A 14,118-nucleotide genomic window follows, 5' to 3' on the forward strand; every position below is an offset into this window, starting at 1 on the left:
AAGCCACCCGGCGGGGCGCAAAGGACATGGACGACTTTGCGCCCTTTTTTATTTCGCAATATCATTCCAGGAAAGACCGGGCGCGGGCGACTTGCCTGAAATGCAACACGCGCCGACTTTATAGAAAAGGAGAACGGGACTGTGGTTAACGTGCTGCTGCTCAACGTCAGCAATGAGCCGCTGGCGGTGGTGAGCCTGAAACGGGCTGTGGGGCTGATGCTGGCCGACAAGGCCGACCTCGTCCGCCCGGTGGATGGCCGGGCGGTGCGCTCGGCCTACAAGCAAATGCCCATGCCGAGCGTCATCCGCTTGCGCTACTATGTGAACGCGCCTCGCCGCAACGTGGCCTGGTCGCGTCTCAATGTGCTCAAGCGCGATCACTACATCTGCCAGTATTGCGGCCACAAACTGCCGACGCACGAAGCGACGATTGACCACGTGATTCCCGTTTCGCAGTGCAAGAAGCTGGAGGTGAATCCCAACACCTGGACGAACACCGTAGCCTGTTGCCGCAAATGCCAGCAACGCAAAGGCAACAAAACCATGCAGACGGTTGGCCTGAAGTTCTACGACTCGAACTTCACCCCCAAACGCCCGCGCGTCAACTACATCGTCTTCACTCTGGGCAACGCGCCCGACGAGTGGAAGAAATACATTCAAGTGTAAGCGGCCCAAAGCTGAAGAACAACAAACAGGCCTCCCGCCAAGTTTGGCGGGAGGTCTGTTTTTAGTGGCAGGCACAAACACGCTTCCAAAAATCTGCGGCTATCTGCGTAATCTGTGGATAACCAAACTGCGGAGTTATTCTTTTGCGGCTTCTTGCGCGCGAACGGGTTTAAATTTCATCGTCACCAGCACCCGCTGAAGGGTCAGGAAAACGACACTGCCGCCAGTGATCCAGTACATGAGCTTGACCGGATCGGCGGCGCTGTCGGTGCCGCTCATCATCCCGTGCGCGAGGGCCAGCAAGAACATGCCAAAGCTTAGAAAATGGATCAAGCGCCAGAGACGGTTGCCCATTGCCTTGCGGGCGTAAAAACTCAGCCCCACGAGTCCCATCAGATAAAACCCCACTTGCCCCAGGCCCACCCAGATCGGGCGGTAGCCGGCGCTGGAGAATGGGACCAAAACCTGTGCCAGCGAGTAGTTGATGTAGTGATCGCCCATCAGGATGAGGCCATGAAAGAGGGCGAAAGCCAGCCCCAGCAAACTGGCGTGTTGATGCAGATCAAACATGGTCGGGCCGCCCGGCCAGACCCGCGCCATCTTGTTGGTGAGAGTCAGCCCGAAGATCATTGACAGCCAGAGCAGGCCGTAAGCCACCACTCCGCTGGCGCGCGAAAGATACCAGTAAGCTTTGGGCGACGGGCCAAGAAGGGAGTCGCTCAGGCCGGGCAACCACTGCGGCAAGACAACTACTCCGGCAAACGCGCCAATAACAACCGCCAGCAACATCAGCAATAAACTCTGAAACGTCATCGCCGGAGGCAGAGAATCGAGATCGTCAACAGAAGATGAGTTCGTAGCCATATTCAACTCCAGATAAAATTTTTCGACGAGCGGGTGCGAAGCACCCGGCCATCTTCGCCCACCATTAACCCGGCCAGCGAGGGGCGGGCTTCGAGCCAGGCCAGCCCGGCCACACTGCCCAGAATGAGCGCCGCTTTCGCCGCCACTTCAGCTTCAAACGTCGTCGCCGCGACGACGGTGACGGTGAGCACGTCGGTTTGGGCCGGCAGGCCGGTGCGCGGGTCCATGAGGTGATGTTGCTCAACGCCATTCTTCTGCCAGCGCCGGTAGTCGCGGCCCGAAGTGGCGACACCGCCTTTGCCGACGATCAACATTTCAACATAGGCTCCCGGCTTCAAGGGATCGGCAACGGCAACAGGCCAGCCTCGCTCGCCACGCGGCGGTTTGTGAATTGCCACGTCGCCGCCGGCATCCACCAGCGCCGGGGCGCGAACGCTCAAAAACTTCACGGCCTTGTCGGCGGCCCAACCTTTGGCCACGCCGCCCAAATCCAGGCGCGCGCCTTCGGGCAATCGGATCGATCTTGAACGAGGCTCGAGTTCAATCGCGCGCCAGTTGCCAGTGGGCTGAGATGATGTTGCTGGCGAGACGGCGTTGGGAGGCAACGAGTCGAAACTCCGATCATAGCCCGCCGACTCCAGCGCCGATAACACAGTTGGCGTCACCAGGCCGCCGCTGCGCCGGGCGGCCTCCAGGGCAACATTCACCACTTCCCACAAGGTCGGGCTGACTAGCACGGCACAGCCTAGTCGCCGGTTGAGTTGTGTCAACTCGCTGTCGTCACGAAAGCGGCTCAAGGCGTTTTCCCATTCGGCAAAACGGTCGGGGACTTCGGCCAAACGCTGTGCGCCTTGGGCCGAATCTGAGTCGATCATGGCTCGCATCTGGCATCCCATCGCCCGAAATTCGATCTGTTGCATGTTCGCCTTTAACGGGATGACTGGGTGATGGTCACCGGCATACTCACCGAGCGCAACGGTGGAGCCGATTGCGCCACGCTGAGGTTCGGTTGTGGGTTGGCGATCACGGGCGCGGATTGAGCAGGCGGCGGCACGAGGGTGGGAATGGGCGGCAGGTCGAGCGCAAGTGAAGGCGGGGGCACAGAGACGGCGACTCCTGCGAGCGGCGGCGGCACCGCCGCCACCCGTTCTTTGGAAGTCAACACCGCCCAGCCGAACATCGTCACCGCCAGCGCCCCGGCAGTGATCAACATCTTCACTCCCGGCGCGCTTGTCGCAGGCCGTTTTCTGGACTGAGTCATTTTAGTCGTCTCCGCCTTCGTGGTCGTTGTCATGCCCATCATCGTCATGGCCCCCCTGCCCGCTGTTGGTTGCAGGCGCGGCGCCGTTGTGCAACACGTTGCCGTTGTTCGCGTCCACGTAAACCTTGCCGCGATCCAATGTGACTTCGTAAGCCACTGCGCCCTGAAAGTTGACCAGTTCGGGCATCCGAATGACGGTCGTGCCGGGCGTGGCGTTGAGGGCGATTGAGGCGGCCATATCGGGCCACACGGCGTAAGTCGGTGTTTGCGGCTGGGCCTGTTGTTGCGCCAACTGCGCGGCCAGTTCTTGTTGTTGCTGATAAGCTTGTTGCAGCTGCGCGTTCGCGTCTTGCAGAGCCTGTTGATACTGCGCCTCACGTTGGGTGATCAGGGCTTGCACGTCCGGGGCCAGGGTCGCCGCCGCCTGGGTGGAAACGGTGGTGGTCGGGGCGGCCTCGGCGGCGGCCCCGGCCTGAGTCACCCGGGCCACCACCCCGCCGATCAGCACCAGCATAAAAGAGGTGAGCAGAGCGGCGATGAGAATTGAATTTCGTTGAGTCATGGGAAATCTCCTTTTCCAAAACTAATATTTTCGCGGAATGCCTAACCCCCGCCTTCACCACTGAAGGCGTGGCACTGTTGGCAGACGGCAGTGGTTGTCACTCTTTCCAGAAAGACCAGTTGCGCCTGACCGGTTGTGGTATGAGCCTGATGGCAACTGACACAGGTGGCGGCCTGAGGATCAAGAGCCTGCCAGCGCGGCAGGAAAGCATGAAAGTGCCGATTGAAGTCCCGGGTCTGGGTGACATCGGCATGGCACTTAATACAGTTGGCGTCGCTAATGGGCACTGTGACGATAGCCGGCTTGTGATATTGGCCGGAGGTAAAGGCCGCCAGATCGCCCGCGCCAACCATCATCCCGTTCAATCGCCCAGTCACCCCGGCCCCGCTGTGGCACTGAATGCAGGTCACGTCTTTGGCGGCGTGAGCCGAGGCCAAATCCATCGCCGCCGACTGAGAGCGTTGGTAAAAGGTGCTCTCCGGCTGGGTGTGGCAGGAGGCGCAAAATGCGTCATTGTCCTCGAGGTGGGCGGCATAGAGCAGGCCGCTACCGCTGAGGGAAAAGAGAGCAATGCCAACCAAAGCAACCGCCCACAGACCTTTGTATTTGAACAAGTTGGTTTTTTGACGGCGATTGGCTCGCCTGATGTTTTTAGAAGTAGCCATAAGACAGCTCGATTGACCAAAGATGCTTCAGGTTATTTGAGTGATGCTTCCAATCCGGCAATCAGTTGTTGCTTCTCGGCGTCGGTCAGGTTGGCTTGCGGGTGTAACGCCACATAACTGGCGGGCGGCATCTGGCCGTTACTGATCACTTCGCCAATCTCGCCACCTCCTTCACCGCCTTCTCCACTTTCACCCCCTTCGCCGCCCGTGGCCAAACCCCATTCCGAGAAATTCAAGCGGCGACGGCCACGCACCGTATCCAATGTTGCCAGCCAGGAGACGGGGGCCACCCGCGAATACCAGGGCCAAACAGTTTCGTTGCTATGACAATCGAAGCACGCGCGCTGGGCCAGCTCTCGCGTTTGCGGGCTGTCCCACTTCGGCTCGGCCAACACCGGCGGGTTGTTTTGCAGAAGCCAGGCCGGGATAAGTTGAATTCCCAGGAATAACACCACGGGAATGGCGATGATGACACCTATAATTTTGAATTGCTTAGACACAAAAGCCTCCTGTTGTTGAGATTGTCAGCAGGATACTTGACCGGCCTTGAAAAAAGATTGGAAAGCCAAACGTTTTTTCCAATCTTTTTCCAATGAAGGTACACTACCCTTTATTATGGAGGCTCGATGCGCGTTCTATTGGTTGAAGATGATCAACGCCTGGCGCGGCTGATCAAACGAGTGCTTGAAGACGAGCATTTCTCGGTGGATGTGGCCCACGACGGCGAGACCGGGTTGGAGTTTGCCTTAAGCGGCGTCCACGACGTGGTCATCGCCGACTGGATGTTGCCCGGTCGTGACGGCCCGGCCATTTGCCGGGCCATCCGCGCCGCCCACCTGCCGCTGGCGATCCTCATGCTCACCGCCCGCGGCCAACTGGAAGATCGCGTCACCGGACTCGACAGCGGCGCCGACGATTACCTGGTGAAGCCGTTTGCCTTCGAGGAGCTTCTGGCCCGCGTCCGGGCGTTGGGCCGCCGCTTTTCGGTCGCCTCGGGCGACGCCTGGGAATTGCGTTGCGGCGACCTGGTGCTGGACTTGCGCGCCCACTCGGCCCGCCGCGGCGACCAGGCTCTTGACTTGACGACGACCGAATGGAACTTGCTTGAATGCTTGATGCGCCATCCCGGCCAGAGCCTGAGCCGCCAGCAATTGCTCGACTACGTGTGGTCGTACGAACGCGACGTGCAGGCGACGATGGTGGACGTGTACATCTCCTACTTGCGCCGCAAGCTCAACGTGCCGGGCCGATCCGATCCGATTCAAACGGTTCGCGGGGTGGGCTACAAGCTGGAGATAGAAAATGTTTAGGGGGTTACGCTGGCGGCTCACCCTGTTGTATTTGCTGGTCGCCACGATGCTGGTGGCTCTGATCGGCGGCGGCGCGTATCAACTGCTCACCTATTATTTTCAAAGCTCCACCGATCTCGCCCTGCAGCATGTGATGTCATACGAGTTCCGTTTGTTGAGCCTGCCTCTGCCATCGGAGTTAGCCGCCGCCGACGCGTCCTGGTATGCCAGCCGCGAGCGAATCACGCCCACCCCTCGTCAATCAGGCAGTGAAGATGAGGTCGGCGAGAGCGAACACATTTCCAGCGACGACTTTGCCACCGAGCAAGCCTTCGACGGACAGTTGGCGTCGGTCTTCGTAATGCCGCTGACGGCGGATGGCGAATTGCTGTTTCGCACCGGGCCGCAACTGCCCATCGAGCCGGACGCCGAGGCCATGAAAGCCGCGTTGACTCAGGGGCGCGATTGGCGAATTGTGCGCGCCGACGATGGCTCGCGCGTGCGCTTGCTCACCTATCGCTTGGAGGTCGAGGGCGGCCCGGCGGTTTTGCAGTTGGGGCGCAAGTTGACGGATCAGGATCGCGTGCTCAGTCAGTTATTGTTTGCGCTGTTGGGCCTGAGTGCGTTCAGCGTGGTGCTGTTGGGCGCGGGCAGTTGGTGGCTGGCGGGCCGATCTCTGGCTCCGGCGCAAAGGGCCTGGGAGCGACAGCAGACATTTATCTCCAACGCCAGCCACGAGCTTCGCACACCGCTCACCTTGATGCGCGCCAGCGCCGAGGTCGCTTTGCGCGAACTGCCCGCCGCCGACGAAGATGGGCGGGCGTTGCTGGGCGACGTTCTGCAAGAGACCGATCACATGAACCGGCTGGTGGAAGATTTGCTCCTGCTCTCGCGTCTGGACGCCGGCCGCCTGTCGCTGGAACACAAGGCGATTTCAATGCCCGACTTGTTGACGGACGTTGAGCGGCAAATGGGCCGGGTGGCCGAGGAGCGCGGGGTGAAGTTGATGGCCACGTTCGCGCCTGCCGCCGGAACCGTGCTGGGCGACTTCACGCGCTTGCGGCAAGTCCTGCTCATCCTGCTGGACAATGCTCTGCGCCACACGCCACGCGGCGGCGAAATTCACATTGAGTCGCATCAGCGCGGACGGCAATTGCAAATCGTAGTGGCCGACACTGGCCGGGGCATCCCGCCCGAACATTTGCCGCGCGTCTTCGAGCGCTTCTATCGCGCCGACAGCGCCCGGACTGCCGGCGCTGGAGACGGCGGCGCCGGGCTTGGCTTGTCTATTGCTCAGGCGCTCGTTCAGGCTCATCACGGCCAAATCTCAATTGAAAGCCGGCCCGGCAAAGGCACGCGGGTGAATCTGCTTCTGCCGCTGGCGGGCTAATTCTAATCAACGCTCAAAACACCGCCTTTTTGCAACGTACCCGTACTCATCCCCTTCTTGTCGCGTCTCGCGCTTCAATCTATACTCACCCTGATGACAGACGTGGATCGCTCCAACTTTCGCGACGAGGTGCGCGGCCCGAATCCGCCCTCGCTGGCCCGCGCCGCTCTGCTTTTTGCGCGCGAGATCGCCTATCCTGATCTACGACCCTCCATTTATCTCGAACAACTTGATGACTGGGCTGACGCTGTTCAACGCCGGTCTGCTCCCGCCGACTCGACCCTCACCCGCCTCAACACCCTCACCGGCTTCCTGTTCAACGACGTTGGCTTGCGTGGCAACCGCGACCAGTACACCGACCCGCGCAACAGTTACCTCAACGAGGTGATCTCGCGCGGCCTGGGCCTGCCCATCTCGCTCTCGGTCATCTTCATTGAAGTTGCCGGGCGTCTCGGCCTGCAAGCTTACGGCATCGGCCTGCCCGGCCACTTCGTCGTCGGCGTTGGCCTTGAGAGTGAGCTGGTGATGCTAGACCCGTTCAACGGCGGCGTAAAGGTGACTCTGGAAGAGGCGGCTCAACTCGCGCAAACGACCAGCGGCTACACCGGCCCCTTCCAATCCGAATGGCTCAACCCCATGCCGTCGAGCGCCATCCTGGCCCGGATGTTGCTCAACCTGCGCGGTGTTTATATCCAGCGCGAAGACTGGCCGGCCACGCTGGCCGTCGTCGGCCACCTGCGCATTCTCCAGCCGCACGCGGCCGAGCACGTGCGCGACGCCGGCCTGCTCCACTTTCGCAACGGCGAACTGCGCCAGGCCGCCCACCTGCTTGAGCAATATTTGATCCGCGAACCGGACGCGCCGGACAGCGCCGCCATTCGCCAAACGCTCGACGCCATTCTGAATCAATTTGCGATCTTGAACTGAACATGGCCCCTTACTGGCTCTCGTTCGTCCCTCACAACTTTGCCGCCGACTTGTTGGCCGACCCCGCCGCCAGCCCGGTCGGGCGCGAGCAACGCTTTCAGGCCGTCGGCCTGTTCGTGGACATCTCCGGCTTCACGGCCATGAGCGAGGCCCTGAGCAAGATCGGGCGCGACGGTAGTGAAGAAATGACGACGGCCCTCAACGGCTACTTTGCGCCGATGATCGATCTCATCCAGTCGTACGGCGGCATCGTCGCCAAGTTCGGCGGCGACGCGCTCACGGTGCTCTTTCCTTTTGACAGCAAGTCGCGCCAGAGCGCCGCTCGCCAGGCCGTGCAGTGCGCGCTCGACATGCAGGCCGCCATGTCGCGCTACGCCGCCATTCCCACCAGCGCCGGAACCTTCCGGCTGGCCATGAAGGCCGGGCTGGCCTCCGGGCCGGTGTTTTGCGCCACCGTCGGCGACGCTTCGCTCCGGCTCGAATACGTGGTGGCCGGGCGGGTGCTGGATCGTTGCGCCGAAGCCCAACACTTTGCCGAGCCGGGCGACGTAGTGGCGCATAATGAAGTGCTGGCGTTGTTGGGTGAAGCCGACTCGGCGCCGACTCGCGACGAAAGTTTTAGCCGGGTGCTCAGGTTGGGCCGCCCCGAACCGGGGAAAGCTCTTCCCCCGCTGGCGGCGGCTTCACCGGAGTCGGTCCACCAGTTCGCGCCCTATCTTCATCCCGTCATCGCCCAGCGCCTCGAATTGGGCGAAGCCCAGTTTGTCAACGAGCACCGCTCGGTCACGGTGCTGTTCATCGGCTTCGACGAATATGATTACGACACCGACCCGCTGGCCGGCATCCGCCTGGAGCGATACTTCGCCCAAGTGGTGCAGATCATTCACCGCTACGACGGTTCTTTGAACAAAATTGACATGGGCGATAAAGGGAGCAAGTTCATTGCCCTGTTTGGCGCGCCGGTGGCCCACGAAGACGATGCCGAGCGCGCCCTGCGTTGCGCCCTCGACCTGATGGCAATCCCCGACGATGCGCCCGCTCTGCGAATTGGCGTTGCCACCGAGTTTGTATATTGCGGCCTGGTGGGCGGAAGCACCCGCCAGGAATATGCAGTGATGGGCGACGGCGTGAACCTGGCGGCGCGGCTGATGCAAAAAGCGCAACCCGGCCAAATGCTGGTGAGCGACTCGACCCGCCACGCAACGCCGCGCCACTCACTCACCTTCAAGTGGGAGCCGCTCGGCCCGATTATCGTCAAAGGCAAGGCCCAGCCGGTGGAAACGTATCAACTGGCCGGGCTGGGCGGCGGAGCCGCGCCGCGCCTGCCCGAGCCGCAATATGCTTTGCCGATGGTGGGCCGCGCCGCTGAGTTGGACGTTGCCCAGTCGCGGCTGGCGATGGCCCTGGCCAATCGCGGGCAGATCATCGGCATCACCGCCGAGGCCGGCATGGGCAAGTCGCGGCTGGCGGCCGAGATCATCAAAATCGCCTCAGACTACGGCATGTACGGTTACGGCGGCGCGTGCCTCTCTTACGGAACCAAGAGCAACTACCTGGTCTGGCGCGATGTTTTGCGCGGCCTGTTCGGGCTGGACTCGTCGTGGTCGCTCGATCAACAGACTCACCATCTTGAGTGTGAACTGGCGGCAGTGGATCGCCTGGCTCAAGCCGCGCCTCTCTTGCCCCGCCTCCCGCTGTTAGGCGTAGCCCTCAACCTCCCCATCCCCGACAACGATCTCACCCATCCCCTCGACGCCCGGACGCGCAAGACCCTGCTCGAATCGCTCATCGTCGAGTACGCGCGTTATCACACCTCACTCGCGCCTCTGCTGCTGGTGCTCGAAGACTGCCATTGGATCGATCCCCTCTCTTTGGATTTGCTGGAAGCGATCAGCCGCCACCTGCAAAACCTGCCGGTTCTGCTGGTGATGCTGTACCGCCCGCCCGAACTGGACGACGGCGGTGGGGCCGCCGTGTTGACCCGCACCAGCCGGGTGATGAACCTGCCTCACGCTACCGAACTGCGCCTGAACGAGTTTACGCCGGGCGAGGCCGAGCGGCTCATCACTCTCAAGCTGGCCCAACTGTTCGGCGAAAACAAGGATGTTCCGCCGACCCTGCTCAACAAGATCACCGAACGCGCGCAAGGCAACCCTTTTTATATTGACGAACTCATCAACCTGATTCACGATCAGAAGATTGACCCCGGCGACTCCAACGCCCTGAAGGCCCTCGAACTGCCCGACAGCCTGCACAGTTTAATTCTCAGCCGCCTCGACCAACTCGACGAGGGCGCCAAGACCACGATCAAGGTTGCCAGCGTCATGGGGCGGCTGTTCAAAGCCGACTGGCTGTGGCAGGTGTACCCGGAGCTTGGCACGCCGGAAGAAGTCCGATCCCACCTCACCCGCCTCAGCCGGCTCGATCTGACTCCGCTCGACAAACCCGATCCCGAACTTGAATATCTCTTCAAGCACATCGTCACCCGCGACGTGGCTTACGAGAGTCTCTCAATTGCCACCCGCACCATGTTGCACGAGCAGGTAGGCCGCTTCCTCGAACGGCTCTACACCGGCGACTTCGGCCTGCCGGAAGTGGTGGCTCACCTCGACCTGCTGGCCTATCACTACGGCCTGAGCAAGAACGTGGACAAACAGCGCGAATACTTCCGCAAGGCCGGCGAGGCGGCCCAGGCGGCTTATGCCAACGACGCCGCCCTCCATCATTTTCGCGCCCTGCTCCCGCTTCTCAAAGACGGCGAAAAATTTCCGATCCTGCTCAAACAAGGGCAGGTGTTGGAACTGGTTGGCGAGTGGGTTGAGGCCGAAAGAACTTATCACCAGGCGTTGACGCTCGCAACCGGGCAGGGCGAACTCAAATCGCAAACGCTCAGCCAACAGGCCATTGGCAATTTGCTGGAACGGCAGGGCGATCACACCAACGCCCTGGACTGGCTCAAACAGGCGCGGGCCGGCTTCACCGAATTGAACGACCCGGCCGGCGTGAGCGACGTGCTCGAAGACATTGGCAGCGTGTACTGGCAACAGGGCGATTACGAAGCCGCCCGCGCCCTGACTACCGAAAGCCTCAACCTCTGCCGCACCCTCGGCGACAAAAAGTGCATCGCTCATGCCCTGCAAAATCTTGGCAACGTAGCTTTTGATCAAGATGATTACGATGCGGCGCAAGAGTTGTATCAGGAAAGCCTGGAACTGTGGCGCGAGCTGGGCAACCGCCTCGGCGCGGCCAACCTCCTCTCCAACCTGGGGCTGGTGGCCCGCAATCATGGCAGCTACGAAACGGCCCGCGAGCTTTTTGAAGAGAGCCTCAACATGCGCCGCGAACTGGGCGACCGCTGGGGCATCGCCGACTCGCTCAACTGTTTGGGAGACGTTGCCAAGAACCTCGGCGCGCTCGACCGGGCGCAGATTCTGCACGAGGAAAGCTGGCGGCTCTTTCAGGAGATGGGCGACAAGGGCCGCATTGCCGGCGCGCTCGACGACCTGGGCGTGGTGGCCTACCTTCAACACGACGACGACAAAGCCCGCGCCTTCTTTGAGGAAAGCGTCGCCATGTTCCGCGAACTGCAAGAGAAGCCGGATGTTGCCAACTCGCTCAACAACTTAGGGTTAGCCGTCGCCAAGCTGGGCAACCCGGCTCGCGCCGCCGACCTCTTTCGCGAAAGTTTGACGTTGTGCCACGAGTTGGGCGACAAATTGGGCGTGGCCGAAAACCTGGCCGGACTCGCCGGGGTGGCCGCCACCGGCAAAGACCTGTTAGGTCTTGGAGACCTAACAGGTCTTAAAAGTGCCGCCCGCCTGGCCGGCGCCGTCCACGCCTTGCTCGATCAGATCAACGCCGTGCTCGGCCCCGCTGACCGGGCCGACTACGAGCAATTACTGGCCGACTTGCGCGAGAAGTTGGGCGAGGAGGTGTTTAATAAGGAATGGAATGAGGGGTTGAAAATGGGGCCGGATGAAACGGTGGCGCACGCACTGGCCGGGCATCGCGAGCCAGACGCTTAGTCTGGCGCAACTGAAGCCAGGTGGATTTTTTTCAAGAAGGCGGTAATGTTCGAGTTAACGGCTACGGGATCGAAATGGGCTTCAACATGACAGCGACCGGCCAAACCCATTTGGCGCGCCAGGCCCGGCTGCGTCCACAGCTTTTGAATGGCGCTTCTCATGGCCTCAACGTCGTAAGGCGGCACCAGAATGCCGGTCTCGCCATCTTTGACAAACGTTGACATGCCGCCCGTTTTTGTGGCAATGACGGCTTTGCCAAATGCGGCCGCTTCAAGCACCACGTTGATGCCTGCGCCGCGATGGGTCGTGCTTTCCAGAGGGACAATGACAAAGCGCGCGCGTTCGTAATGCTTCATAAGCTCGTCGTCGGGCATAAAATCCGTGAAGCATACCCATTCAGGGATATTGATCTTGATGTTGCTCTTCAACTTATCTCCAAACTTGCTTGAGACAAGAAGCTCCGTCTCATATCCAGGTAGATCGGCGAGGGCCTTAATCAATGTTGCGTAATCCCGTTTAGCGACGCCGGCGCTGATGATAGGGCCATCGGATGTTTTTTCCGTCGGCGTCACTTTGCTCAAATACTTTGCCGATTCAAATTGGAACAGTCGCCCGGCAGGTATCCCGATCTGGCGAACAAAGAAGTCTCTGCTTTCGTTCGAGATGTACCCGATCCCGGCCCAGCGTTTGGCGATACCGGTCATTCGGACAAGCTCTGCTTTCGCCGGCGACTCCAGATGATGAGCCACGACCACCAAAGGTTTTCGCAAGCCGATGAAACTTAACGGAATGCCGACTTTCTCCGACCCGGCCCAGACGATGTCGTAGCGATGCTGTGCCGCTCTTGCCCGCAAAGCCAGGTAAATATCCAAATGCAAAAGCTCTTCCAATCTGCGCCACCAGCGAGGAACACAAGCGTACACTCGATAATCAAGCATATCGGACGAGGCCTCGTCGCTTTGTGAGGACATCAAACCCGTCTCAACTCGTAAGACTTTGGGGTATTTCAAAGCTTCTATCTCCTGATAATATTATCGGGTGGTGTTTGAGAACAAGAATAGCGAAATCGCACTCACATTATAGTGATTCGTCTGAGCAAGGAAATAGATGGACAGCTAAATTCCATAGACAAATGTCACATTCTTTCTTGGTACAGTACAAATGGCTATGACAAAAAAACGTAAAACACCCTGGGCCTTCGCCATTCTCCTAATCTTGCAGTCGTGCAACACTGCCTCTAAAGCCACGCCCGCTCAACTTGCGCCGACGGAGGCCCTTGCCTCAACACTGCCGCTCGCAGCCACCGGCTCGTCCAACTCTATTCTGCCTGTTGACACTCTTGCCCCCAGCCCGCCACCCGCAACTGCCGGCTCATCCAATTCCATCCTGCCCACCAACGCGCCGACTCTGCTATCAACGCCCACTGCTAAATCAGCTTCAACCTCGGCGCCGCCGCCAACCGCCAGGCCGGCTCTTGCCAATAGCCCAACCGCCGGGTTTGCCGCCACCCAACCAACCCCTACCGCGCAACCTGCCGCCGCGAATACCCCGACCGCCACCGCGCGTCCTGCTAACGCAGGCGGCCCGACTCTCGCCGGTTGCCCCGTCTTCCCCGCCAACAATATCTGGAACACCCGCGTGGACTCGCTCCCCGTTCACCCGCTCTCGGACGCTTACGTCAACAGCATCGGCCCTGACGTTGGCCTGCACCCCGACTTCGGCTCTGGCTTGTGGGATGGCGGGCCGATCGGCATTCCGTTCATCACTGTGCCGGGCAACCAACTGCCGGTCAACGTCACGTTTGACTATGACGACGAAAGCGACGCCGGGCCGTATCCCGTTCCGCCCGACGCGCCCATTGAAGGCGGCCCGGCCAGCGACGGCGACCGCCACATCCTCGTTGTAGATCGCGACCACTGCAAGCTCTACGAACTTTACGCCGCTTATCCCGAAGATGACGAAAATTGGATCGCCGGGTCGGGCGCGATCTACGACCTAAACTCAAACAGCCTCCGCCCTGCCACCTGGACTTCAGCCGACGCCGCCGGTCTGCCGATCCTGCCCGGCCTGGTGCGTTACGACGAAGTGGCCGCCGGCGAGATCAAGCACGCCATCCGTTTCACCGCCGAGGAGACACAGCGCCTCTTCGTCTGGCCCGCCCGCCACTTTGCCTCCGACGTCACCAACTCCAAAGCGCCGCCGATGGGCCAACGGTTCCGGCTCAAGGCCTCGTTCGACATCTCATCTTACCCGCGTGACGCGCAAGTCATCCTCGTGGCCATGAAAACCTACGGCCTCATCCTGGCCGACAACGGCAGCAGTTGGTTCATCAGCGGCGCGCCCGACGAACGCTGGGACAATGACGTGCTGGTGTCAACATTGGGCGAGATCACCGGCTCGAACTTTGAGGCGGTGGACACGTCAAGCCTGATGATCAGCCCGGACTCTGGCGAGGCCCGGCAACCCTGA

General features: G+C 60.8%; 12 protein-coding genes and 1 pseudogene. 6 read left to right on the forward strand and 7 right to left on the reverse strand.

Annotated elements, in window-relative coordinates:
* Nucleotides 1-141 precede the first annotated feature (141 nt).
* Entirely contained in the window at nt 142-666 is a 525-nt protein-coding gene (locus tag HYZ49_20765) for an HNH endonuclease (GenBank protein MBI3244718.1), read from the forward strand.
* 135 nt (nt 667-801) lie between these two features.
* Here the strand turns inward: HYZ49_20765 and HYZ49_20770 are convergent, their stop codons facing one another.
* Genes HYZ49_20770 through HYZ49_20795 form a run of 6 tightly spaced genes read right to left on the reverse strand, consistent with a single transcriptional unit; the run spans nt 802 to nt 4,500 of the window.
* Nucleotides 802-1,530 carry a ferric reductase-like transmembrane domain-containing protein gene (locus tag HYZ49_20770; GenBank protein MBI3244719.1) on the reverse strand — a complete coding sequence of 243 codons (729 nt, stop codon included), beginning with the start codon at nt 1,528-1,530 and terminating at the stop codon, nt 802-804.
* 2 nt (nt 1,531-1,532) lie between these two features.
* Nucleotides 1,533-2,450 carry an FAD:protein FMN transferase gene (locus HYZ49_20775; GenBank protein ID MBI3244720.1) on the reverse strand — a complete coding sequence of 306 codons (918 nt, stop codon included), beginning with the start codon at nt 2,448-2,450 and terminating at the stop codon, nt 1,533-1,535.
* A gap of 8 nt (nt 2,451-2,458) precedes the next feature.
* Nucleotides 2,459-2,791: a hypothetical protein gene (locus tag HYZ49_20780; GenBank protein ID MBI3244721.1), complete on the reverse strand. Its 333-nt coding sequence runs from the start codon at nt 2,789-2,791 to the stop codon at nt 2,459-2,461.
* 1 nt (nt 2,792) lies between these two features.
* Nucleotides 2,793-3,353 (reverse strand): PepSY domain-containing protein, encoded by a 561-nt coding sequence (locus tag HYZ49_20785; GenBank protein MBI3244722.1) that lies wholly within the window; start codon nt 3,351-3,353, stop codon nt 2,793-2,795.
* Between the two features lie 41 nt (nt 3,354-3,394).
* The gene (locus HYZ49_20790; protein MBI3244723.1) at nt 3,395-4,018 is read right to left on the reverse strand and encodes a cytochrome c3 family protein; all 624 of its coding nucleotides are present in this window, start codon (nt 4,016-4,018) and stop codon (nt 3,395-3,397) included.
* 32 nt (nt 4,019-4,050) lie between these two features.
* Nucleotides 4,051-4,500 (reverse strand): heme-binding domain-containing protein, encoded by a 450-nt coding sequence (locus tag HYZ49_20795; protein ID MBI3244724.1) that lies wholly within the window; start codon nt 4,498-4,500, stop codon nt 4,051-4,053.
* Between the two features lie 144 nt (nt 4,501-4,644).
* Here HYZ49_20795 and HYZ49_20800 point away from each other — a divergent pair, with 144 nt between their 5' ends.
* The 4 genes from HYZ49_20800 to HYZ49_20815 all read left to right on the forward strand — a co-directional run bounded on the left by HYZ49_20800 (nt 4,645) and on the right by HYZ49_20815 (nt 11,649).
* Nucleotides 4,645-5,328, forward strand: coding sequence for a response regulator transcription factor (locus HYZ49_20800; GenBank protein MBI3244725.1), 684 nt, complete (start codon nt 4,645-4,647; stop codon nt 5,326-5,328).
* Nucleotides 5,321-6,697, forward strand: coding sequence for a histidine kinase (locus HYZ49_20805; protein MBI3244726.1), 1,377 nt, complete (start codon nt 5,321-5,323; stop codon nt 6,695-6,697). Before HYZ49_20800 ends, HYZ49_20805 begins: the two co-directional genes overlap by 8 nt.
* 102 nt (nt 6,698-6,799) lie before the next feature.
* Nucleotides 6,800-7,624, forward strand: a complete 825-nt coding sequence (locus HYZ49_20810) for a transglutaminase family protein (protein ID MBI3244727.1) — start codon at nt 6,800-6,802, stop codon at nt 7,622-7,624.
* Nucleotides 7,625-7,626: 2 nt separating this feature from the next.
* On the forward strand, nt 7,627-11,649 hold the full coding sequence (locus HYZ49_20815; protein ID MBI3244728.1) for a tetratricopeptide repeat protein: 4,023 nt from the start codon (nt 7,627-7,629) through the stop codon (nt 11,647-11,649).
* On the opposite strand, the gene HYZ49_20820 is transcribed toward HYZ49_20815, so the two are convergent.
* Nucleotides 11,646-12,659, reverse strand: a complete 1,014-nt coding sequence (locus HYZ49_20820) for a glycosyltransferase family 4 protein (GenBank protein ID MBI3244729.1) — start codon at nt 12,657-12,659, stop codon at nt 11,646-11,648. The genes HYZ49_20815 and HYZ49_20820 overlap by 4 nt on opposite strands.
* Before the next feature lie 556 nt (nt 12,660-13,215).
* Between HYZ49_20820 and HYZ49_20825 the strand changes: the two are divergent.
* Nucleotides 13,216-14,118, forward strand: a pseudogene (locus HYZ49_20825) (hypothetical protein).

The organism is Chloroflexota bacterium, assembly GCA_016197225.1.
Lineage (GTDB): Bacteria > Chloroflexota > Anaerolineae > Anaerolineales > VGOW01 > VGOW01.